Origin of the sequence: Jiangella alkaliphila, assembly GCF_900105925.1 — a bacterium.
Classification (GTDB): domain Bacteria; phylum Actinomycetota; class Actinomycetes; order Jiangellales; family Jiangellaceae; genus Jiangella; species Jiangella alkaliphila.
Genome location: NZ_LT629791.1, coordinates 7,093,867 through 7,114,786 on the forward strand (window position 1 = coordinate 7,093,867; position 20,920 = coordinate 7,114,786).

The 20,920-nt window shown below is 71.4% G+C and carries 16 protein-coding genes; 9 read left to right on the forward strand and 7 right to left on the reverse strand.

The window, feature by feature from the left end; all coding sequences use genetic code 11:
* The first annotated feature begins 69 nt into the window (after positions 1-69).
* A complete protein-coding gene (locus BLV05_RS32670; protein WP_160312789.1) occupies positions 70-2,517 on the forward strand; it encodes a M6 family metalloprotease domain-containing protein in 2,448 nt (815 codons plus the stop codon).
* A 28-nt stretch (positions 2,518-2,545) separates the two neighbouring features.
* Here BLV05_RS32670 and BLV05_RS32675 read toward each other — a convergent pair whose 3' ends face one another.
* From BLV05_RS32675 to BLV05_RS32700, 7 genes are all read right to left on the reverse strand, one after another.
* Positions 2,546-3,172, reverse strand: a complete 627-nt coding sequence (locus BLV05_RS32675) for a hypothetical protein (RefSeq protein ID WP_046771115.1) — start codon at positions 3,170-3,172, stop codon at positions 2,546-2,548.
* A gap of 30 nt (positions 3,173-3,202) precedes the next feature.
* Positions 3,203-4,465, reverse strand: coding sequence for a PucR family transcriptional regulator (locus BLV05_RS32680; RefSeq protein WP_046771116.1), 1,263 nt, complete (start codon positions 4,463-4,465; stop codon positions 3,203-3,205).
* A gap of 64 nt (positions 4,466-4,529) precedes the next feature.
* Positions 4,530-5,087 carry a TlpA family protein disulfide reductase gene (locus tag BLV05_RS32685; protein ID WP_082155596.1) on the reverse strand — a complete coding sequence of 186 codons (558 nt, stop codon included), beginning with the start codon at positions 5,085-5,087 and terminating at the stop codon, positions 4,530-4,532.
* Positions 5,084-5,536, reverse strand: a complete 453-nt coding sequence (locus tag BLV05_RS36770) for a hypothetical protein (protein ID WP_160312790.1) — start codon at positions 5,534-5,536, stop codon at positions 5,084-5,086. The genes BLV05_RS32685 and BLV05_RS36770 overlap by 4 nt, the downstream gene beginning before the upstream one ends.
* A gap of 17 nt (positions 5,537-5,553) precedes the next feature.
* Entirely contained in the window at positions 5,554-7,716 is a 2,163-nt protein-coding gene (locus tag BLV05_RS36320; RefSeq protein ID WP_152690943.1) for a metallopeptidase domain-containing protein, read from the reverse strand.
* A gap of 11 nt (positions 7,717-7,727) precedes the next feature.
* Positions 7,728-9,884, reverse strand: coding sequence for a metallopeptidase domain-containing protein (locus BLV05_RS32695; RefSeq protein ID WP_046771120.1), 2,157 nt, complete (start codon positions 9,882-9,884; stop codon positions 7,728-7,730).
* 157 nt (positions 9,885-10,041) lie between these two features.
* Complete coding sequence (locus BLV05_RS32700) at positions 10,042-12,141, reverse strand: M6 family metalloprotease domain-containing protein (protein ID WP_160312791.1); 2,100 nt, start codon at positions 12,139-12,141, stop codon at positions 10,042-10,044.
* Positions 12,142-12,401: 260 nt separating this feature from the next.
* Between BLV05_RS32700 and BLV05_RS32705 the strand changes: the two genes are divergently transcribed.
* Genes BLV05_RS32705 through BLV05_RS32740 form a run of 8 tightly spaced genes read left to right on the forward strand, consistent with a single transcriptional unit; the run spans position 12,402 to position 20,865 of the window.
* Positions 12,402-14,078, forward strand: a complete 1,677-nt coding sequence (locus tag BLV05_RS32705; RefSeq protein WP_052762867.1) for an ABC transporter substrate-binding protein — start codon at positions 12,402-12,404, stop codon at positions 14,076-14,078.
* Positions 14,079-14,085: 7 nt separating this feature from the next.
* Positions 14,086-15,090 (forward strand): ABC transporter permease, encoded by a 1,005-nt coding sequence (locus BLV05_RS32710; protein ID WP_046771122.1) that lies wholly within the window; start codon positions 14,086-14,088, stop codon positions 15,088-15,090.
* Positions 15,087-15,992: an ABC transporter permease gene (locus BLV05_RS32715; RefSeq protein WP_046771123.1), complete on the forward strand. Its 906-nt coding sequence runs from the start codon at positions 15,087-15,089 to the stop codon at positions 15,990-15,992. The genes BLV05_RS32710 and BLV05_RS32715 overlap by 4 nt, the downstream gene beginning before the upstream one ends.
* A gap of 4 nt (positions 15,993-15,996) precedes the next feature.
* Positions 15,997-17,013: an ABC transporter ATP-binding protein gene (locus tag BLV05_RS32720; RefSeq protein WP_046771124.1), complete on the forward strand. Its 1,017-nt coding sequence runs from the start codon at positions 15,997-15,999 to the stop codon at positions 17,011-17,013.
* Positions 17,010-18,098 (forward strand): ABC transporter ATP-binding protein, encoded by a 1,089-nt coding sequence (locus BLV05_RS32725; RefSeq protein ID WP_046771125.1) that lies wholly within the window; start codon positions 17,010-17,012, stop codon positions 18,096-18,098. The genes BLV05_RS32720 and BLV05_RS32725 overlap by 4 nt, the downstream gene beginning before the upstream one ends.
* Complete coding sequence (locus BLV05_RS32730; protein WP_046771126.1) at positions 18,088-19,227, forward strand: NAD(P)/FAD-dependent oxidoreductase; 1,140 nt, start codon at positions 18,088-18,090, stop codon at positions 19,225-19,227. The genes BLV05_RS32725 and BLV05_RS32730 overlap by 11 nt, the downstream gene beginning before the upstream one ends.
* Positions 19,224-19,496: a (2Fe-2S)-binding protein gene (locus tag BLV05_RS32735; protein WP_046771127.1), complete on the forward strand. Its 273-nt coding sequence runs from the start codon at positions 19,224-19,226 to the stop codon at positions 19,494-19,496. Before BLV05_RS32730 ends, BLV05_RS32735 begins: the two co-directional genes overlap by 4 nt.
* Complete coding sequence (locus BLV05_RS32740) at positions 19,477-20,865, forward strand: NAD(P)/FAD-dependent oxidoreductase (RefSeq protein WP_046771128.1); 1,389 nt, start codon at positions 19,477-19,479, stop codon at positions 20,863-20,865. Before BLV05_RS32735 ends, BLV05_RS32740 begins: the two co-directional genes overlap by 20 nt.
* Positions 20,866-20,920 lie beyond the last annotated feature (55 nt).

Genomic DNA, 20,920 nt, shown 5'->3' on the forward strand with positions numbered 1-20,920 from the left:
TTCCACGGCCTACGGTCGCCGGACCGGACCGCGTGCCCGCGGCCCGGCGTCGACTCTTGGGAGGTCTCGGTGACGGCGAGTACAGAACGGCGATCCGTGCGGCGGGGACGGGCCTGGCGGGCGCGAGCGGTCGTCGGCGTGGCGGCGCTGGGCCTCTCGGCATCGGCGGGCATCGTGTCGGCTGGCGCCGAGAGCGTCGCGCCCGACGACGCCGCCACCGGCCCGGTCGTCCCGGTCGACGAGCAGGTCTGGGAAGAGCAGGCCGAGATGACCTGGGACGACTACCAGCAGATCCGGCCCGATGCGTGGAACCAGGACACCACCAGCACCGGCTCGGAGAGCCAGTACCGCACCGCGGTCATCCTGCTCGACTTCGCCGACCAGAAGTTCCTCATCGAGCAGGAGCCCGAGTCGCACGTGTTCGGCAACCCGCTGCCGCCGTGGGCGCCGGTGTCGCCCGACGAGGTCAACCAGTGGTACTACGACTACTACGCCGTCCCGAACGAGTACAACCAGGGCCAGACGCTGCACGGGTACTGGATGGAGACCAGTCACGGCCGCATCGGCGTCACCGTCGAGGTGTTCGGCCCCTACACGCTGCCCGAGAACATGCACGAGTACGGCATGGACGAGTTCGGGCTGGCGATCGGCGACGAGCCCGACTCGGCCTGCCCGGCCGGCGACCGGTGCGAGGGCATCGTCGACCCGGCGCGGCGCAACTACAGCGACCGGAACATTCGCCACGTCGGCAACGAGCTCTGGCGCAACGCCATCGGCTGCCCGGAGGGCACCCTGCAGGGCAACGCGTCGCTGTGCGGCTTCGACAACGGGTTCTACGTCACCGCCGGCCACGACGAGACGTCGACCTGGCAGGAGTTCGGCGAGATGATGTTCCGGACTGCCGAGGACGTCCCGGCCGAGTTCGGCCCGCCCGGCGCGACCGAGGGCCCCGTCCTCAACTCCGCCGGCAACCCGATCCCGAACGCCGTCGGCACCCGGTACGTCGACTGGACCTCGTGGCAGTCGGCGGCCAACCACTGGCCGAACGCCAGCCAGGGCACGTCCACCCAGGCGGAGAACTCCGGCCTCAGCGTGTTCGCGCACGAGTTCAGCCACCTGCGCGGGCTGCCGGACAACTACAACAACCCGTTCGACCCGTCCAGCGGCCGGGCCGGCACCGCCTACTGGGAGATGATGAGCCGCGGCTCGTTCAACGGCCCCGGCGGCACGCACAACCGCTGGCAGGTCCCCAACGCCGGCGGCTCGTCGCTCGGCCCGCACCACACGCTGTACTTCAAGACCACCGGCAGCGGCCGGCTCGGCGTCGTCCGGCCCGGTGAGTTCATCGACATCACCCAGGCGTCGCTGGCCGAGCAGGGCCCCGCCGTCACGCCGATCAAGGCGCGCGAGTACGTGCCCGACGGCGACATGGTCGGCCTGAGCGTGTCGCTCACCAACACCTTCACCCACGGCGCCTGCCAGGCACGGGTCGAGGACCAGTTCTTCTGCACGCCGCTGGTCGTCCACGACCCGAGGTTCCCGGAGCGCACCTGGGACCGGTTCAACCTCGAGGTCGTCGAGCGGGTCGGCAACGACTCGTTCGTCGCCGGGCACGGCGTGCTGATCGGCCAGTCGCGTCAGGCGAGCTCGCCGCGGGCGTGGCTGGTCGACGCGAACCCCGAGGACATCGGCCGGATCGACTTCTACCGGCCGGGCAACGGCAGCGAGCCCGGTGGTGAGCCGGTTCCGGTCGTCAAGGGCGACCCGCGCCAGCTCGACGACGCGACGTTCCACGCCGGCACCGGGTCGGGCAGCGAGTACGAGTACGTCGACGCGCCGAACAAGCTGCACTTCTACGTCCTGGACACCTACCGCGACCAGGCGGGCGAGCTGTTCTACGACGTCGCCGTGCGGCACACCGATGCGGCCGGGCCGTACGAGCGCGGCGCCGCCCTCGGCGAGGCCGCCACGTTCGCCGTCGGCGACTCCACCGCCCTGGTGAACCTGCCGCTGACCAACACCGGCGACGCCGGCGACGGCATCTACGGCTCGGACGTGTACCGGATCTCCTCGGCCGTCGAGGGCGAGGGCTGGGACGTGACCCTGCCGTACGAGATCAAGGCGGCGCAGGCCGGCGACACCGTGCCGGTCTGGGCGTACGCCACCGCCGGCGAGGACGCCTCCGAGACGGCGACGCTGACCGTCACCGCCACCAGCGAGACCGACCCGGACGCCACCGTCACCGTCGAGGTCGAGCTGAAGTCGGCCTCGGTGGACGTCGCCTATGACAACGCCCAGGACCTGCTGGCCGGCTACCGCGCCGACGGTTTCGTCACCCAGGGCGAGCACCAGCGGCTGCGGGCGCAGCTCGACATCGCCGAGCGGTCCACCGGCCGCGCGGCGGAGCGGGCGCTCGAGCGGTTCACCGGCCACGCCGAGGACCTCGCCGGCACGGGTGCCCGCACCCTGGTCAGCGCGGCGCTCGTGTCGCTGGCGGAGGAGCTGCCGACGGACTGACCGTCCCGCACCATCCGGGTCGTGCTGGTCAGCGAGTGCCCAGCACGACCCGGATGCGATGCTGCTGGACGTTCGCCGCCAGCACGCCGGCCAGCACCAGCACGGACGCGACGAACACCGCGAGCGAGGGCGGGTCCGGCCACGCCACGGCGAACAGCAGCGACGCGGCCGACGCGGCCAGCATGAGCAGCGCGACCTGCCGCAGCGAGATCACGTAGGCCCGCACCGCCTTCGCTCCGTACAGCCGCACCGCGTGCCGGACGATCACCCGGCGGCCGTGCTCGGCCTCCAGTGCCGACAGCACCCCGAAGATCGCGAACAGCACGAACCACTGCGGCGCCAGCCACTCCCCGCCCATGCCGATGACGACGAACAGCCCGGCCAGCGCGAGGAACACCAACACCAGGCTGGACGTCGCGGCGAGGTCGACCCGGCGCAGGTAGTACCGCGAGCCGTGCAGCACGGCCAGGTACTCCAGGATCGTCGCGGCGATGCCGGCCACCCACAGCAGGACGTTCGCCCAGTAGAGCCAGGTCCAGTACGGGCCGGCGATGAGCACCGGCAGGACGGTCGCCGCCGCGGCCAGCGAGATGCCCGCGATGACCGTCAGCAACACCTGATAGTCGTGGCTCCCGCTGTCCGGCGCGTCGCGCATGGCGACACTCTGCCAGTCAGCGCCCTGCTGTCACGCCACGAAACTCTGATGATCGTGGGGCGAGTCGGCGGCGGCCTGGCGCGGGGCGTACTGGCCGGTCATCCGGGCGACCTTGAGCGACAGGTGCAGCGCCAGCCGCTCGGCGCCGCTCTTGAGGTTGGTGTGCGCCAGTTGCTCCAGCCGCTGCAGCCGGTAGTACAGCGAGGTCCGGTGCAGGTTGAGCCGCTCGGCGGTCAGCTGGGCATTGCCGGCGACGTCCAGGTACGTCTCGAGCGTCTCCAGCAGCGGCAGCGCGTCAGGGTCGTCGAGCAGGTGGCCGAGGCCGGGGTGGACGGTCGGCACCTCCTCGCCCAGCGACGCCAGCTTGACGACGATCTGGTGGATGCCCAGCCGGGACCAGTACACGACGTCGCCGAGGCCGGGCAGCAGGCGGGCGGCGTCGGCGGACATCCGGGCCTCGCGGAACGACGCGTACGCCTCCTCGAGCGCGCCGCGCCGGCTGCCCACGCCGACGACCAGCGCGGCGTCGGAGCCGCCGACGACCAGCGCGGACCGGGTCAGGTCGACCAGCGTCTCGACCCGCTCGTCGACGTAGATGTCGTGGTCGCCGGCGCAGGAGAGCAGCAGGACGGCGTGGTCGCGGTTGATGAGGTCGAGCGCCTGGCCGCTGCGGACCACCCGGCGGAAGTCGGCGACGCTCTGGGCGAGGGCGTCCTCGATGTCGACGGCGGACGTGCGGCGCGGCACGCCCTGCAGCACCACGGCGACCACGCCGTCGCGGGCCGGCAGGTAGCCGGCGTCGATGAGACTGCGGGCCGCCTGGGCGCTCATCGGCGAGCTGCTGAGCAGCATGTGCATGGTGTCGGCCAGCCGGGCGGACGAGAACAGGCTGGCCACGCTCTCGCGGTGCAGCCACTCCCCGAGCTCCGCGGCGCCCTGCAGGCACGCGTCGAGGTCGGCGTCGCTCATGCTGCCGTCGGCGTCGACGAACCACAGGTGGCCGAGCAGCTTGCCGCGATAGAGGACGGGGACGCAGACCCGCGCCAGCATGTGCAGCTCGGGGTTGGCCGGCAGCCGCAGCGGCCGGCGCAGGTTCGGCAGCGCGAACCGCTTCAGCCAGCCGCGCACCTCGGCCGAGGCGTGCCGGCGCAGGATGGAGTCTTCCCGCACGTCGTCGATCGGCCGGTCGTGCGAGCTGAACGCGATGAGCCGCATGAACCGGTCTTCGAGCACGGCGGGCCGGCCCACCCGCTGCGCCAGGCTCTCCAGGATCTGCTGCATCGAGAGTTCCATGGTCACCTCCGCCCGCAGTAACATATCACATGTTACCCGCCTGAACTGGTGGAAAACCGGCAGGTCATTCGGCGGGTGCGACGACGAATTCCGTCAGCTGGGCGCCGAGGTCCTCGACGCCGCCGGGCCAGCCGCGGACCAGCTGCCCGCCGCGGGAGACCAGCGCCACCAACGGCGGTTCGTCGACGCCGTAGCGCCGGAAGGTCTCGCCGTCGGGGTCCAGGCCGACCGGGTAGGCGATGTCGTGCTCGCGGACGTACTCGGCGGCGTCGTCCTCGCTGGACGCGCTGCCGACGCCGACGAACAGGACGGCGTCGCGGTACTCCTCGCTCAGCTCGGTGATCTCGGCCTGCTGCTGGGCGCACAACTCGCAGAACGACTCGAAGAACACCAGCACGACCGGCCGCTGCGCCCACTGCTCGGCGATATCGAGGGTGCTGCCGTCGAGCAGGTCGAGCTCGAACGGCGGCGCCGGCGGCGCGTCGGCCGGCGCGTCGATGAACGTCACGTCGGCGGGCACCTCGCCGGGCAGGTCGAACGAGACCGCGGCCGGGTCGTCCGACCCCGAACACCCGGCCAGCGCCAGCACCGCGACGACCACACCGGTCAGCACGCGCCTCACGAGATCAACACCTCTCCGATCAGTTCCGTGTCGTCGCTCGGCTCGATGGGCGCCGTGAAGCCGTCGCCGACGACGAACTCGTAGCCGTCGGGCGAGGTCAGGCCCTCGACGTCGACGTCCATGACGCACATCGTCGGCTGCCGCATGCCCTCGCGGAAGCTGACGTCCATCATCTGCTCCGCGGTGCCGCCCGGCAGCTCGCCGCGCGCCACCTCGACGCCGTCGCCGTCCTCGACGGTGAAGGTCGCCTCGGCGTGGACGGAGCGGAACGCGCCCGCCCCGTTGCACGGCTCGCCGAGCCGGCGCAGGTTGCCGTCCGGGATCAGCACCCGCACGACGCCGACGTCCCCGCCGGAGCCGGCTCCTCCGTCATTGGAGGAGCCGGCGCACCCGGCCAGCAGCATCGGCAGGACGACGGCGAGCACGACGCCGCGACGAGCTACACGCACGAGTTGTGTCCCCTCGATCAACGGCGCGGGTTGGTGTCCTGGACCGCAACGGTACAGGTCACGGACCGGGTGGCCGACGGGTCGCTCTCCGACGTCGCGGTGAGCATGACCGTGGTCTCCCGAGCCGCCGGCGTCTCGCGCGTGACGTAGACCGGCACCTCGACGGTGTCGCCGGCCCGCGCCGTCGTGAGCGCGTTGTCCAGCTGCGCCGTCCAGCCCTGGGCGCTGGACTCGGCCGTCAACCGGTAGACGTCGTTGTCGAGCTGGTCCGCGACGTCCGCCGGGTGCCCGGTCGTCGTGGCCGCCTCCTCGCCGGTGTTCGTCAGCGGGAAGGTGCACTGGGCCGCCTGGCTGGTGCGCAGGCCCATGACCTCGGCCTCGCCCACCTCGACGCCGCGCTCCTGCGCACCGTCGCCGTCCAGCGACCGCACCGCCAGCGTGTACGACAGCACGCCCTCGTCGTCGCGCTCCGTGTCGATGACGTAGAAGTGCAGCCGGTTGGCCTCGTCGACGTACTCGTACTCCGACCCGGAGTCCAGCCCGGCGTGGAACGCGGCGTCGTTGAGCTGACGGTGGTCGGCGATGGTGGCCATCACCGGCGTGCCGTCCGGCTTGTAGAAGTCGACCAGCCCGATGTCCTGCGGGTTCGCGTCGATGACCCAGTTGAAGCAGTTGTACCCGCAGGTGTTGCGGGCCGGGCCCTCACTGGTCTTGTTCTTGGCGATGATGACGCCGGTGTCGGGGTTGAACGAGTCGAAGCCCATGCGGTCGACGACCTCGAGCGTGTAGTTGTCCCACCCGGTCTGGTTGTTCACCACGTCCGGGCGGTTGTCGATGTCGACCGGGTCGGTGTGGCAGAACGGATCGGCGTCGTAGTTGCAGAACGGCGTGCGGTCCGGCACGGGCCCCGGACCGTCGAGGCGCACCTTGACGCCCGACGTCCCCTCGGCGCCCGGGTCGACGGCGCGCGCCGTGACCTCGCCGACGACCAGGCCGGTGGTGGCCAGCGCCTCGCGACTGACGTCCAGCACGTTCTCCGGCGGCAGGATGCCCGCGTGGATCTTGTTGCGGACCATCAGGCCCGACGGCGACCAGCCACCCATGTTCGGCGGCACGACCCAGCGCATGTGATGGCCGCCCGGACCGTTGAACGAACCGCGGTCCATCATGTCCCACGGCGCCGACCCGACCCGGTGGAACGGCTGCGGCGGGTTCTGCCGGTCCGAGAACGGGTTGTTGTTGTTGTCGCCGATGCTGAAGAAGAAGTGCCCCATCTCGTGCGTGATGGTGCCCGAGCTCTCCGCCTGTCTGATGGAGGCGCTGCCCCAGCGCTGCGACGACGCGAGCCACGAGGTCCACTCGACGTAGCGGGTGGGCGCCCAGTTCGGCATCGAGTCGTCCGGGTCGAGCCACTCGGGCGGGCCCCACTCGTCGGGCACGTCCTCCTTGGTCTGGAACATCATCTCGCCGAACTCCTGCCAGACCGAGGTCTGGTCGTAGCCGGCGTAGACCCGCAGCACGACGTCGTAGCCGCACCGGCTGTTCGGGCACGGGATGCCGCGCGCCGCGAGGTCGGCCTTCCACAGCGCGTCGGCGTCGCCCTCGACGTTGCCGTTGCAGGTGTAGCCCTCCGGACAGTGCTCACCCGGCGCGTCGCGGATCCAGCCCTCGTTGAGGCCGTACTCGAACTGGTTGCGCGGCAGCTGGTACGAGCCGAAAGTGTCCATCTCGTCGACGCCGAGCCGGCCGCGGCTCTGCTCCATCCAGTACTCGTGGATGGTGCGGCCGTGGTTGTACTCGTTCGGCTCCATGTAGTAGTCGCGGTAGAACTGCGGGACGTCCTCGCGCGCGATCGGGTCGATCTGCGGGTTGCCGAACGGGTCGGACCCCTTCGGCTGGGTGATGACGAACGGGATGTCCTTGAAGTCGACGGCGACGAGCGCGATGCGCAGGCCGCGCTCGCTGGGCTTGACGTCGGGGTCGTTCCACTCGGTGCCCGGGATGTCGGCCCAGTCGTCCCAGGTGAGGTCGTACTGGTTCTTCCAGTTCTGCGGGTCGATCGGCTCGACGACGAAGTCCTTCGGATCGGCCTGGACCGTTCCGGCGGACAGCCCGAGCACCAGGGCCGCGGCGGCGAACGTGAGACTTGCGGCACGAAGCGTTCGGTTCATGGGTCTCATGCGCGTTCTCCTCAGCGCCGGGGGTTGGTGTCCTTCACGGCCACCGTGCAGGTGAGCTGCTGGGTGGCCGACGGGTCGCTCTCCGACGTCGCGGTGAGGGTGACCGTGGTGTTCCGAGCCGCGGACGGCTCGCGCGTGACGTACACCGGGACCTCGACCGTCTCGCCGGCGCGCGCGGTGGTGAGCGCGTTGTCGAGCTCGGCGGTCCAGCCCTTGGCGCTGGAGTCGGCCGAGAGCCGGTAGACGTCGTTGTCGAGCTTGTCGCCGACGTCGGTCGGGTGCCCGGCCGTCGTCGCCGCGCCCTCGCCGGTGTTGGTCAGCGGGAACGTGCACTGCGCCGCCTGGCTGGTGCGGATGCCGGTGACCTCGGCCTCGCCCAGCTCCACGCCGCGCTCCTGCGCGCCGTCGCCGTCCAGCGAACGGACGGCCAGCGTGTAGGTGAGCACGCCCTCGTCGTCGCGTTCGATGTCGATGACGTAGAAGTGCAGCCGGTTGGCCTCGTCGACGTACTCGTACTCCGAGCCGGAGTCCAGCCCGGCGTGGAAGGCCGCGTCGTTGAGCTGACGGTGGTCGGCGATGGTGGCCATGACGGGGGTGCCGTCGGGCTTGTAGAAGTCGACCAGCCCGATGTCGTCGGGGTTGGCGTCGATGACCCAGTTGAAGCAGCTGTAGCCGCAGGTGTTGGTGCCGCGGGGCTTGTTCTTGGCGATGATGACGCCGCTGTCGGGGTTGAACGAGTCGAAGCCCATCCGGTCGACGACCTCGAGCGTGTAGTCGTCCCAGCCTGTCTGCAGGTTCACGCCCGGGCCGGACTGCACGTCGACGGGCTCGTTGTGACAGAACGGGTCGAGGTCGTAGTCGCAGTTCGGCGTGCGGTCCGGGAACTGGCCCGGCGCAATCGGGCCGTCGAGCCGGACCCGGATGCCCGACGTCCCGCCGTCACCGGGGTCGACCGCGCGCGCCGTCACCTCGTCCACGACCACACCGGTGGTGGCCAGGTTCTCCCGGCTGAGCTCCACCAGGTTGTCGGCGATGCCGGCGACCATCTTGTTGCGGACCATGAGGCCCGACGGCGACCAGCCGCCCATGTTCGGCGGGATCACCCAGCGCATGTGGTGGCCACCGGGTCCGTTGAACGAGCCGCGGTCCATCATGTCCCACGGCGCCGAGCCGACCCGGTGGAACGGCTGCGGCGGGCTCAGCCGGTTGGTGAACGGGTTGTTGTTGTTGTCGCCGATGCTGAAGAAGAAGTGCCCCATCTCGTGCGTGATGGTGCCCGAGCTCTCCGCCTGGCGGATCGACGAGAGGCCCCACTGCTGGGCCGCGGCCTGCCACGAGGTCCACTCGACGTAGCGGGTGGGCGCCCAGTTCGGCATCTCGTTGTCCGGGTCGAGCCACTCCGGCGGACCCCACTCCTCGGGGATGTCCTCCTTCGTGTTGAACATCATCTCGCCGTACTCCTGCCAGATGCTGGTCTCGTCGTAGCCGGCGTAGACCCGCAGCAGGACGTCGTAACCGCAGCGGTTGTCAGGGCACGGGATGCCGTTGGCCGCCAGGTCGGCCTTCCACAGCGCGTCGGCGTCGTCCTCGAGGTCGCCGTCGCAGCTGAAGCCCTCGGGACAGGCGGGCTCCTGGTCCCACTCGTTCAGGCCGTACTCGAACAGGTTCCGCGGCATCTCGTAGGCGCCGAACACGTCCATGGTCTCGACACCGAGCCGGCCGCGGCTCTGCTCCATCCAGTACTCCTGGATGGTGCGGCCCTGGTTGTGCTCGTTCGGGACCATGTAGAAGTCGTGGTAGAACTGCGGCACCTCGGCGCGCGGGATCGGGTCGATCTGCGGGTTCCCGAACAGGTCGCTGTTCTTCTCCTGCGTCATGACGAACGGCTGGTCCGGGAAGTCCACCGCCACCAGGGCGATGCGCAGGCCGCGCTCGCTCGGCAGGGCGTCCGGGTCGTTCCACTCGGTGCCCGGGATGTCGGTCCAGTCGTCCCACGTCATGTCGTACTGGTTCTTCCAGTTCTGCGGGTCGATCGGCTGGACCTCGAAGTCCGGCGGGGCCGCCTGCCCGGCGCCTGCCATGCCGACGACGAGCGTCCCGACCGCGGCCGCGGCCAGTCCCAGCCGCCACCGCCTCGCGACGCTCGTTCCGCTGAGCCTGATCCGCATGCGCTCTCCTCACGTACCGCCCTGAACGGGCAGCGGCTTGGCGAATAAAATACGACATTGCACAGTTCTCGTCACTCCCCGGATCCGGAGGGGTGACCGGCACGTCCGGGCGGCCGAGCGCGCTGCGGAAGAGCGCCCGGCCGCCCGGGACGTGGGTTCAGCGGCGCACCGTCGTCGCCGCGACGTCGACCACGCAGGTGGCCGTCGCCGTCGCGGACGGGTCGCTCTCGGAGGTGGCGGTCAGCGTGACGGTGGTCTCGCGGGCCGCCCCCGGCGTGCGGGTGACGTACACGGGCACCTCGACGCCGGCGCCGAACCGGCTCGCGGCCAGCTCGTTGTACAGCTCGGCGTCCCAGCCGGCGCCGGACGACGTCACCGACAGCCGGTAGACGTCGGCCGCCACCTCGTCGGTGACGTCGCTGGGGTGCGCCGCCGGGTCGACGGGGGCCGCCTCGCCGGTGTTCTCCAGCGGGAAGGTGCAGGTGGCCGCCCTGCCCGGGGTGTGCCGGCCGGTCTCGCCCGGCTCCAGCGCGACGCCGCGCTCCTGCGGGCCGGCGCCGTCGAGCGACCGGACGGCGACGGTGTACGTCCGCACGCCGTCCGCGTCCTCCTCGACGTCGATGACGTAGAAGTGCAGCCGGTTGTCCTCGTCGACCCACTCGAAGTCGGTGCCGGAGTGGGTGCCGGCATTGAACGTCGCGTCGTTCACCTGCCGCGGGTCACCCGTGACGACCATGCGCGGGGTGCCGTCGGGCTGGTAGAAGTCGACCATCCCGATGTCCTCGGGGTTGGAGTCGATCACCCACGAGAAGCACGGCGCGGTGCCGCATTGGGCGCCCGCGGTCTTGTTCTTGTAGATCAGCACGCCGTTGCCCGGGGTGTAGGAGTCGACGCCGAGCTGCTGCACCACCTCGAGCGTGAAGTTCGTGTAGTCGCTCTGACCCATGCACTCGGGGCCGGCCGTCGACGGGTGGCACGGCGGCGTGCGGTCCAGCGGCGCGGCGCCGTCGAAGGTGACCCGCACGCCCAGCAGGTCGTCCCCGCGGACGCCGGCCGCCCGCGCCCGCACCTTCGCCACGACGACGCCCGACGACGCCAGCCCGGTGCGGCTGAGGTCGACGATGTCGTCGCCGTCGATGAACCCGAGCGCGAGCTTGTTGCGGATGCTGTGGTGCGGCCCGACGGTGGAGCCGCCGTCGGCCGGGACCTTCCAGCGGGTGTGCATGCCGGTCGGCCCGTTCCACGAGCCCTGACTCATCATGTCCCACTGACCGGTGAACGTGCGCTGCGCCGGAACCGCGAACGCGCCGTTGTAGTTGTCGCCGAGCCCCAGGAGGTGGGTGAACTCGTGCGCGAACCCGGCGGTGCCGGACGACTCCGCCATGTTGGCGGCGCCGCCACCGGCGCTGGCCCAGGTGAACGAGCCGGCCGCCCACGACGTCCATGGGATGTACCGGGTGGGCATCCAGTTCGTCATGACGTTGCCGGGGTCGAACTCGGCGGGCGGGCCGAACTCGTCGGGCACGTCCTCGGGCGAGTCGAACATCATCTCCCCGAACACCTGCCAGGCGGTCGACTCGTCCAGGCCTGCGCCCATGAAGAAGACGAGGTCGTACTGGCTGCGGATGTCCGCCGGCACGTTCGCCTCGTACAGCGCCCGGGCGTCGTTCCGGTAGTTGCCGTTGCAGCTGTAGCTCGGCGGGCAGCTCGCGGCGTTGCCGTAGTCCCGGTTGCCGTACTCGAAGTGGTTGCGCGGCATCCGGAACGGGCCGAAGGAGTCGACGTCCACGCCGTACTGGCCGTAGGAGTCCTCCATCCAGTACGAGTTCAGCGTCTGCCGGTGGTTGAGGTCGCTCGGCGTGTTCAGCAGGCCGGCGTAGAACTCCGGGACGTCGTCACGCGGGACGTCGCCGACGCCGATCGGGGTGCCGAAGATGGTCGAGCCCTCCGGCTGGCTGATCTGGAAGTCCAGGTTCGGGTAGTCGACCAGCACCAGCGCGGCCCGCCAGGTGTCGACCGTGGGCTCGCGGTCCGGGTCGGTCCAGTCGACGCCCGGCACCGGGACGAAGTCGTCCCAGGTGAGGTCGTACTGGTTGTCCCAGTCCTGCGGGTCGATCGGGACGAGCGGCGGGGCGCCGGACGGCTGGGCGTCCTCGGCGCCGGCGAGCTGCGGGAAGAGCAGCGCGGACGCGGCCACGGCGATCAGCGCCGCCCGCACCCGGCCCAGCGGCCGGCTGCCAACGTCTGTCGGAGACACAGATCCTCCTCGGAGGGCGGGCGGAATCGCAGGGTAATATTGTACTGTCACCGGTCACGTTGAACAAGAGTGCTCGCGTGCCGATTGGCCGCCGTCAGGCGTGGATTCGCCCGTTGAATCACCGACAAAAGGGGGCATTCGACCGCGTTACGATTAGGACACAGTAGTGCAATAGCACATCGCACTGAGTCCGGCGTAGTGGTAAATGTGTGCTCTGGCCGCCCCCTCGGCTTTGTCGCATGTCGAACCAAGGAGGACCAATGCGTGTGCACCGCAAGGCAGGGCGACTGCTCGCCCTCACCGCCGCCGTGGGGTTGCTGGCCGCAGCCTGTGGTGGCGACGACTCTGGCTCGGGTGACACCGGCAGCGACGACGGCGGCGACCCGAAGACCTTCATCTTCGGCGCGTCCGAGGAGCCCAGGAGCCTGGACGCGGCCTACGTGTCCGACGGCGAGTCGCTGCGCGTCATCTACCAGGTCTACGAGACCCTGGTGGCGCTCGAGCCGGGGACCACCGAGGTCGTTCCGGGCCTGGCCGAGGAGTGGGAGGTCAGCGACGACGGCCTGACCTACACGTTCCACCTGCGCGAGGGCGTGACGTTCCACGACGGTGAGCCGTTCAACGCCGAGGCGGTCTGCTTCAACTTCGACCGCTGGTACAACTTCACCGGCCCGGCGCAGAACGGTGACATCACCTACTACTGGCAGACGGTGTTCGGCGGCTTCGCCACCAAGGAGGTCGAGTCCGCGCCCGACACCAGCCGGTACCAGTCCTGCGCGGCGACCGACGAGTTCACCGCCACGCTGACCCTCGCCGAGCCGTCGTCGGCGCTGCTGGCCGGCCTGGTGCTGCCGCCGTTCTCCATCGCCAGCCCGAAGGCGATCGAGGAGGGCGGCACCGACATCGAGATGTCCGGCGACTCCTTCACCTTCACCGGTGGGTTCGGCAGCGAGGTCGTCGCCGGCACCGGCCCGTTCAAGTTCGTCAGCTGGGAGCGCGGCGAGAGTCTGACGCTCGAGCGCAACGACGACTACTGGGGTGACGCGCCGGCGCTGGACGAGATCATCTTCCGGCCGATCCCCGACCCGACTGCCCGGCTCCAGGCGCTGCAGGCCGGCGAGATCGACGCCTACGAGGGCGTCAACGCCGCCGACATCGGCGCCATCGAGAGCAACGGCGACCAGGTCGTCGAGCGGCCGGCCTTCAACGTCGGCTACGTCGGCTTCAACAACAAGCTGCCGATCTTCCAGAACGAGAAGATCCGCCAGGCCATCGCGCACGCGCTGAACCGGCAGGGCCTGCTCGACGCGGCGTACCCCGAGGGTGCCGTCGTCGCCAACCAGTTCCTCCCGCCGGACCAGTGGGGCTACAACGACGGCATCGAGGGCTACGAGTACGACCCCGACCTCGCCCGTCAGCTGATCGCCGAGTCCGGCGAGACGAACCTGACGCTGGAGTTCTGGTACCCCGCCGACGTGTCCCGGCCGTACATGCCGGACCCGCAGGCCGTGTACGAGTCGTTCGCCGCGGACCTGCAGGAGGTCGGCTTCACCATCGTCCCGAAGACGGTGCCGTGGACGCCGGACTACCTGCAGAACATCCAGGGCGACGGCCTCGGGCAGCTGCATCTGCTCGGCTGGACCGGCGACTACGCCGACCCGGACAACTTCGTCGGCACGTTCTTCCGCCAGGACCGGCCGGAGTTCGGCTTCGCCGACCCGACCATCCAGGGCATGCTGAACGAGGCGCTGAGCATCACCGACCAGGCCGAGCGGGAGGCGATGTACCAGGAGGTCAACCAGCTGATCTACGACTACATCCCCGGCGTTCCGTTCGTCCACAACCAGCCGCTGATCGCGCTCGCCGCCGGCGTCACCGGCTACACGCCGTCACCGGTCAGCCTGGAGGACTTCGACCTCATCGACATCGAGGGCTGATCGACACGTGCTGAGGTTCATCGTCCGGCGACTCCTCCTACTTGTCCCGATCCTGCTGGGTCTGTCGGTCCTGCTGTTCGCGTGGGTCCGAGCCCTGCCCGGCGGTCCGGCTCAAGCGCTGTTGGGGGAACGGGCCACGCCGGAGGCCGTCGCGGCGATCGAATCGCAGCTGGGCCTGGACCGCCCGCTCTGGGAGCAGTACCTGCAGTTCCTGGGGCGGGCCGTCCGGCTCGATTTCGGCGCGTCGCTGCAGACCGGGCAGCCGGTCATCGACGAGATGGTGCGCCGGTTCCCGGCCACCATCGAACTGGCCCTCGCGGCGTTGCTGATCGCCGTCAGCGTGGGGATCCCGCTCGGGTACCTGGCCGCCCGGCGCTACGGCACCTGGGTCGACAGCCTCGCGGTCACGGGATCGCTGCTGGGCGTGACGATCCCGATCTTCTTCCTCGCCTACCTGCTCAAGTACGCCTTCGCGGTCGAGCTCGGCTGGCTGCCCACGGCCGGCCGGGCCGACCCGCGGGCCCGGGCGGAGCATCCGACCGGGTTCTACGTGCTCGACGGCCTCGTCACCGGCAACCTGGACGCCAGCTGGGACGCGATCCAGCACCTGATCCTGCCGGCGCTGGCGCTGGCGTCCATCCCGCTCGCGGTGATCGTCCGCATCACCCGGGCGTCCGTCCTCAACGTCGTGAACGAGGACTACGTGCGCACGGCCGAGGCCAAGGGCCTGCTGCCGGGCACCATCACCCGGCGGCACGTGTTGAAGAACGCGATGCTGCCGGTCACGACCGTCATCGGCCTCCAGCTCGGCGTCCTGCTGGCCGGCGCGGTGCTCACCGAGACCGTGTTCGCGTTCTCGGGCGTCGGCAAGTTCATGGCCGACGGCATCGTGCAGCGCGACTTCCCGACCATTCAGGGGTTCATCCTGGTCATCGCCGTCGTCTACGTCGTCATCAACATGATCGTCGACCTCGTGTACGGGTTGCTCGATCCGCGGGTGAGGGTCACATGAGTGCCACTGAGGTAGCGCCGGAGTCCGTGCCGGCCCGGCAGCCGCGCAGCCAGGGCCGCGAGGCCCTGCGCCGGCTGGTGCGCAACCCGATGGCGGTCGTGGGCATGGCGCTCATCGCCGTCTTCGTGCTGGTCGCGATCTTCGCGCCGCTGATCGCGCCGTACTCGCCCACGGACAACTCCTGGCTGGACCAGGTCCGCCCCGGCCAGTACCCCGGCCCCTCGGCCGAGCACTGGCTGGGCATCGACCCGCTCGGCCGCGACGTCTACTCGCGGATCATCTACGGCGCGCGGCAGTCGCTGCTGATCGGCGTCGTGGCGCTGGCGCTGGGCGCCGCCGCCGGCATCGCGCTCGGCGTGCTCGCCGGGGCGTTCGGCGGCTGGGTCGACACCCTCGTCATGCGGTTCGTCGACATCATGCTGTCGGTGCCCGGCCTGCTGTTCGCCATCGCCATCGCGGCCATGCTCGGCCAGAGCCTCACCTCGGTGATGATCGCCATCGCGGTCGTGAACGTGCCGATCTTCGCCCGGCTGCTGCGCGGTGAGATGCTCGGTCAGCGCGGCGCCGACTACGTGCTGGCGGCACGGTCGCTGGGCATCTCGCGCTCGGCGATCGTCTTCCGGCACGTGCTGCCGAACTCGTTCACCCCGGTCATCGTGCAGGGCACGCTGACGCTGGCGCTGGCCATCGTCGAGGCGGCCGGCCTGGCCTTCCTCGGCCTGTCCGGCAGTGACCCGTCGGCGCCCGAGTGGGGCCGCATGCTCACCGACGCGCAGGAGACGCTGACGTCGGCGCCCATGCTGGCGATCTACCCCGGCCTGGCCATCGTCCTCGCCGCGCTCGGCTTCACCCTGGTGGGCGAGTCGCTGCGCGAGGCCCTCGACCCGAAGTTCCGGCGGTGACCGCATGAGCCTGCTCGAAGTGCGCGACCTCTCGGTCACGTTCACCCGGTCCGGCCAGCCGCCGGTGCGCGCCGTCGACGGCGTCACGTTCGACGTCGCCGCGGGCCAGTCCCTCGGCATCGTCGGCGAGTCCGGGTCCGGCAAGTCGGTGACGTCGCTGGCCGTCATGGGCCTGCTGCCCTCGCGCGGCGTGCAGGTCAGCGGCACCGTCACGCTGGACGGCAACGAGCTGACGTCGATGGACCAGCGCGCGCTGCGCGACGTCCGCGGGCGTGACGTCGCGATGATCTTCCAGGACCCGATGACGTCGCTGAACCCGGTGGTCACCGTCGGCCGGCAGCTCACCGAGGTGCTCACCCGGCACGCCGGGCTGAGCAAGGGCGAGGCGAAGGCGGAGTCCGAGCAGCTGCTGCGCCGGGTCGGCATCCCCGACCCGGTCCGCCGCCTCGGCGAGTACCCGCACCAGCTCTCCGGCGGCATGCGCCAGCGGGTGATGATCGCCATCGCGATCGCCTGCCGGCCGAAGCTGCTGATCGCCGACGAGCCGACGACGGCGCTCGACGTCACCATCCAGGCGCAGATCCTCGACCTGCTGCGCACGTTGGTGGCCGAGAGCGGCTGCGGGATGGTCATGATCACGCACGACCTCGGCGTCGTCGCCGGGCTGTGCGACGACGTCCACGTCATGTACTCCGGCCGCATCGTGGAGTCGGCGGCGACGAAGGAGCTGTTCGGCCGGCCGTCGCACCCTTACACCGACGGCCTGCTGCAGTCGATCCCGCGCATCGACGACGACGATCCGGCCGACCTGCTGCACACCATCCCCGGTTCCGCGCGCGACACCGTCCCGTGGGACCGTGGGTGTGCCTTCCAGCCGCGCTGCGAACGGGCCGTGGCCGAGTGCCTCACCGGCCCGCCGCCGGTGGCCGAGCTCGGCACGCCGATCGTGCCGCATCCGGTCCGCTGCCTGCGGCCGATCGGCGACGACGTGGTCCTGCACGAAGGGAACGTGGCCCGGTGAGCCTGCTCGAAGTCCGCGACCTCGAGGTCCACTTCCCCATCAAGGCCGGGACGCTGTTCCAGCGCACCGTCGGCGCCGTCAAGGCCGTCGACGGCGTCGACCTCGACATCGAGGCCGGCACGACGTTCGGGCTGGTCGGCGAGTCCGGCTGCGGCAAGACGACGCTCGGCCGCGCGGTGATGCGGCTGATCGAGCCGACCAAGGGCTCGGTGAGGCTCGACGGCCAGGACATCCTGTCGCTCGGCGAGCGGAGGATGCGCGCCGTCCGCCGCCAGTTCCAGATGGTCTTCCAGGACCCGATGGCCAGCCTCGACCCGCGGCAGAGCGTGGAGTCGCTGCTGACCGAGCCGCTGCGGGCGCACAAGTTCCCCGGCGGATCGGCCGGGCACGCCAAGCGCATCCGCGAGCTGCTCGACGTCGTCGGCCTGTCGGAGGCGGTGGTGCGCCGGTACCCGCACGAGTTCTCCGGCGGGCAGCGCCAGCGCATCGGCATCGCCCGGGCGCTGGCCCTCAACCCGGCGCTGATCATCGCCGACGAGCCGGTGTCCGCGCTGGACGTGTCGATCCAGGCACAGGTGATCAACCTGCTCAAGGAGCTGCAGGAGCGGTTCTCGCTGACCTACATGGTCATCGCGCACGATCTCGCCGTCGTCCGGCACATCAGCAAGACGGTCGCCGTCATGTACCTCGGCGGCATCGTCGAGCAGGCGCCCGCCGCCGACCTCTACCGCCGGCCGCTGCACCCGTACACGCGGGCGCTGATGAGCGCGGTGCCGGTACCCGACCCGAACGTCGAGGAGACGCGCGGCCGGATCCTGCTGCAGGGCGATCTGCCGTCGCCGGCCAACCCGCCGGCCGGGTGCCGGTTCCACACCCGGTGCCCGTGGAAGCAGGCCACGAGATGCGACACCGAGCGCCCGGCGCTGCGCGAGCTGCCGGTGGTGGGGGTCACCGGGCACAAGGTGGCCTGCCACTACGCCGAGGACATCCTGGCCGGGAAGATCACCCCGCACGAGGTGAAGCCGGAGGACGTCGACCTGGTCCCCGCGGGCGAGACCCCCGGAGGTCCGCCAGGTGCCCACTGACGCCACGGACGTCGTGGTGGTGGGCGCCGGCGTCGTCGGCGCCGCCACCGCCTGGTACGCCGCCCGGTCGGGGCGGTCGGTCACCGTGGTCGACCGCGGCTCCGTGGCCGGTGGCACCACCGGCGCCGGCGAGGGCAACATCCTGGTCTCGGACAAGCCGCCGGGCGCCGAGCTGGACCTCGCCCGGCTCTCCTCCGGGCTCTGGCAGGAGCTGGCGTTCGAGGTCGGCGGGTTCGAGTACGACGCCAAGGGCGGCCTGGTGGTCGCGTCGACGCAGGGCGGGTTCGACGCGCTGGTGGCGCTGGCCGCCGACCAGGCCGCGGCCGGCGTCGAGTCCGTCGTCGTGCCGGCCGGCGAGCTGGCCGAGCACGAGCCGCACCTGACGCCGTCGCTGGCCGGCGGCGTGCTGTACCCCGGCGACGCGCAGGTCCAGCCGATGCTGGCGGCCGCCCGGCTGCTGCGGGCGGCGCGGGCCAAGGGCGCGCAGGTGCGCACCGGCGTCGAGGTCACCGGGTTCCTGCGCTCCGGCGACCGCGTGACCGGGGTCCAGACGGCCGGCGGCGACCTGCCCGCCGGCGCCGTGGTCAACGCGGCCGGCACCTGGGGCGGCGAGGTCGCGTCCATGGCCGGCGTCGACGTGCCGGTGCTGCCCCGCCGCGGCTTCATCCTGGTCACCGAGCCACTGCCGCGGCTGGTCCGGCACAAGGTCTACGCGGCCGAGTACGTCGCCGACGTCGCCAGCGACGACGCCGACCTGCAGACCTCGCCCGTCGTCGAGGGCACCGAGTCCGGGACGATCCTCATCGGCGCCAGCCGCGAGCGGGTCGGCTACGACCGCACGCTGTCGGTCCGGGTGCTGCGAGCGCTGGCCGCGCAGGCGGTCGCGCTGTTCCCCGTCCTGGCCGGCGTGCAGGTCATCCGCGCCTACCGCGGCTTCCGCCCGTACTGCCCCGACCACCTGCCGGTCATCGGGGCCGACCCACGCGCGCCCGGCCTGTTCCACGCATGCGGGCACGAAGGCGCCGGCATCGGCCTCGCCGCCGCCACCGGGCACCTGATCGCCCAGCTCATCGTCGGCGACACGCCCTCGCTCGACGTGACGCCGTTCCGGCCGGAGCGGTTCGCATGAGCGCCACCTTCGAGTTCGACGGGCGCGCGGTCGCGTTCACCGACGGTCAGACCGTCGGCGCGGCGCTGATCGCGGCCGGGGTGCGGTCGTGGCGGACGACGCGGCGCGAGGGCCGTCCGCGCGGCATCTTCTGTGGCATCGGCGTGTGCTTCGACTGCCTGGTGGTCGTCGACGACGTCCCCGGCCAGCGCGCCTGCCTGGTCCCGGCGGCCGAGACGCTGGTCGTGCGGACGCAGGAGGGAGACGGCCGTGGCCACCTCGCCGTATGACGTCGCCGTCGTGGGCGCCGGCCCGGCCGGGCTGGCCGCGGCCGCCGCGGCGCTGGCCGGCGGGGCGCGGGTCGCGCTGATCGACGCCGGACCGCAGCCGGGCGGCCAGTACTGGCGGCACCGGCCCGGCGACCTGGGCGCGGTCGCCGACCTCCACCACGACCTCGGCACGTTCCGTGCCCTGGTCGCCGCCGCGGCCGGCGCGGCCAGGTACTTCGGCCACCACGTGTGGACGGTGACCGGCTCCGCGGCCGAAGGGTTCACCGTCCTCGCCGTCGCTGGCGACACCGAGACGGAAGTCGCCGCGCGGAGTCTGGTGCTCGCCCCCGGCGCGTACGACCGGCAGGTCCCGTTCCGCGGCTGGGACCTGCCGGGCGTGTACACCGCCGGGGGCGCCCAGGCCCTGCTCAAGGGCAACGAGGTACTCGTGGGCCGGCGCGTCGTCGTCGGCGGCACCGGGCCGTTTCTGCTGCCGGTCGCGGCCGGGCTGGCCGCGCGCGGCGCCCGGGTCGCGGGTGTGTTCGAGGCGAACCGGCCGACCGGCTGGGCCCGGCACGCCGGCGCGGTCACGCGGGTGGCGGCCAAGCTCACCGAGGGCGCCGGGTACGCCGCCGCCCTGGCCCGGCACCGGGTGCCGTTCCACGCCCGCCGGGCGATCGTCGCCGCGCACGGCGACGACGTCGTCGAGACGGTCACCGTCGCGAAACTGGACCACGACTGGCGCGTCGTGCCCGGGTCGGAGCGGATCGTCGAGTGCGACGCCGTCGCGGTCGGCTGGGGGTTCACGCCGCAGCTGGAGCTGCCGCTGGCGCTGGGGGTCGCCACCCGGGCCGCCGCCGACGGCTCGCTCGTCGCCGAGGTCGACGAGCACCAGCGGACGTCGGTGCCCGGCGTGTACGTCGCGGGCGAGGCCTGCGGGGTGGGCGGGGCGCCGCTGTCGGTCGTCGAGGGCGAGATCGCCGGGGCGGCGGCCGCAGGTGCCGAGCAGGTGCCGGCCCGGCTGCGACGCCGCCGCCGGGCGCTGCGCCGGTTCGCGGCGGCGATGCACGCCGTCCACCCGGTGCGCGACGGCTGGCAGAGCTGGCTGGCCGACGACACACTGCTCTGCCGGTGCGAGGAGGTGACCGCGGGCGAGGTGCGGGCCGCGGTCGGAGAGCTCGGCGCGACCGACGCGCGGACCGCGAAGCTGCTGAGCCGGGCCGGCATGGGATGGTGTCAGGGACGGGTGTGTGGTTACGCCACCGCCTGCCTCACCGCGTCGGCCACCGGTACGGCGCCCGACCTGAGAGGGGTGAGCGAACGTCCGGTCGCCGCTCCGATCTCGCTCGGCCGGTTGGCGGGCGAGACCACCCGCCGAGGACAACAGTGACATTTCACATGTCACTAAGATATTCTGCGGGAAGCACTCGGCGGGCCGTTCGCCG

Excerpts from the sequence above, each read along its gene's own strand:
- BLV05_RS32675 (WP_046771115.1), bottom strand. The coding sequence starts at position 3,172 with ATGCGCGACGCGCCGGACAGCGGGAGCCACGACTATCAGGTGTTGCTG.
- BLV05_RS32680 (WP_046771116.1), bottom strand. The coding sequence starts at position 4,465 with ATGGAACTCTCGATGCAGCAGATCCTGGAGAGCCTGGCGCAGCGGGTG.
- BLV05_RS36320 (WP_152690943.1), bottom strand. The coding sequence starts at position 7,716 with ATGAGACCCATGAACCGAACGCTTCGTGCCGCAAGTCTCACGTTCGCC.
- BLV05_RS32695 (WP_046771120.1), bottom strand. The coding sequence starts at position 9,884 with ATGCGGATCAGGCTCAGCGGAACGAGCGTCGCGAGGCGGTGGCGGCTG.
- BLV05_RS32705 (WP_052762867.1), top strand. The coding sequence starts at position 12,402 with ATGCGTGTGCACCGCAAGGCAGGGCGACTGCTCGCCCTCACCGCCGCC.
- BLV05_RS32715 (WP_046771123.1), top strand. The coding sequence starts at position 15,087 with ATGAGTGCCACTGAGGTAGCGCCGGAGTCCGTGCCGGCCCGGCAGCCG.
- BLV05_RS32720 (WP_046771124.1), top strand. The coding sequence starts at position 15,997 with ATGAGCCTGCTCGAAGTGCGCGACCTCTCGGTCACGTTCACCCGGTCC.
- BLV05_RS32735 (WP_046771127.1), top strand. The coding sequence starts at position 19,224 with ATGAGCGCCACCTTCGAGTTCGACGGGCGCGCGGTCGCGTTCACCGAC.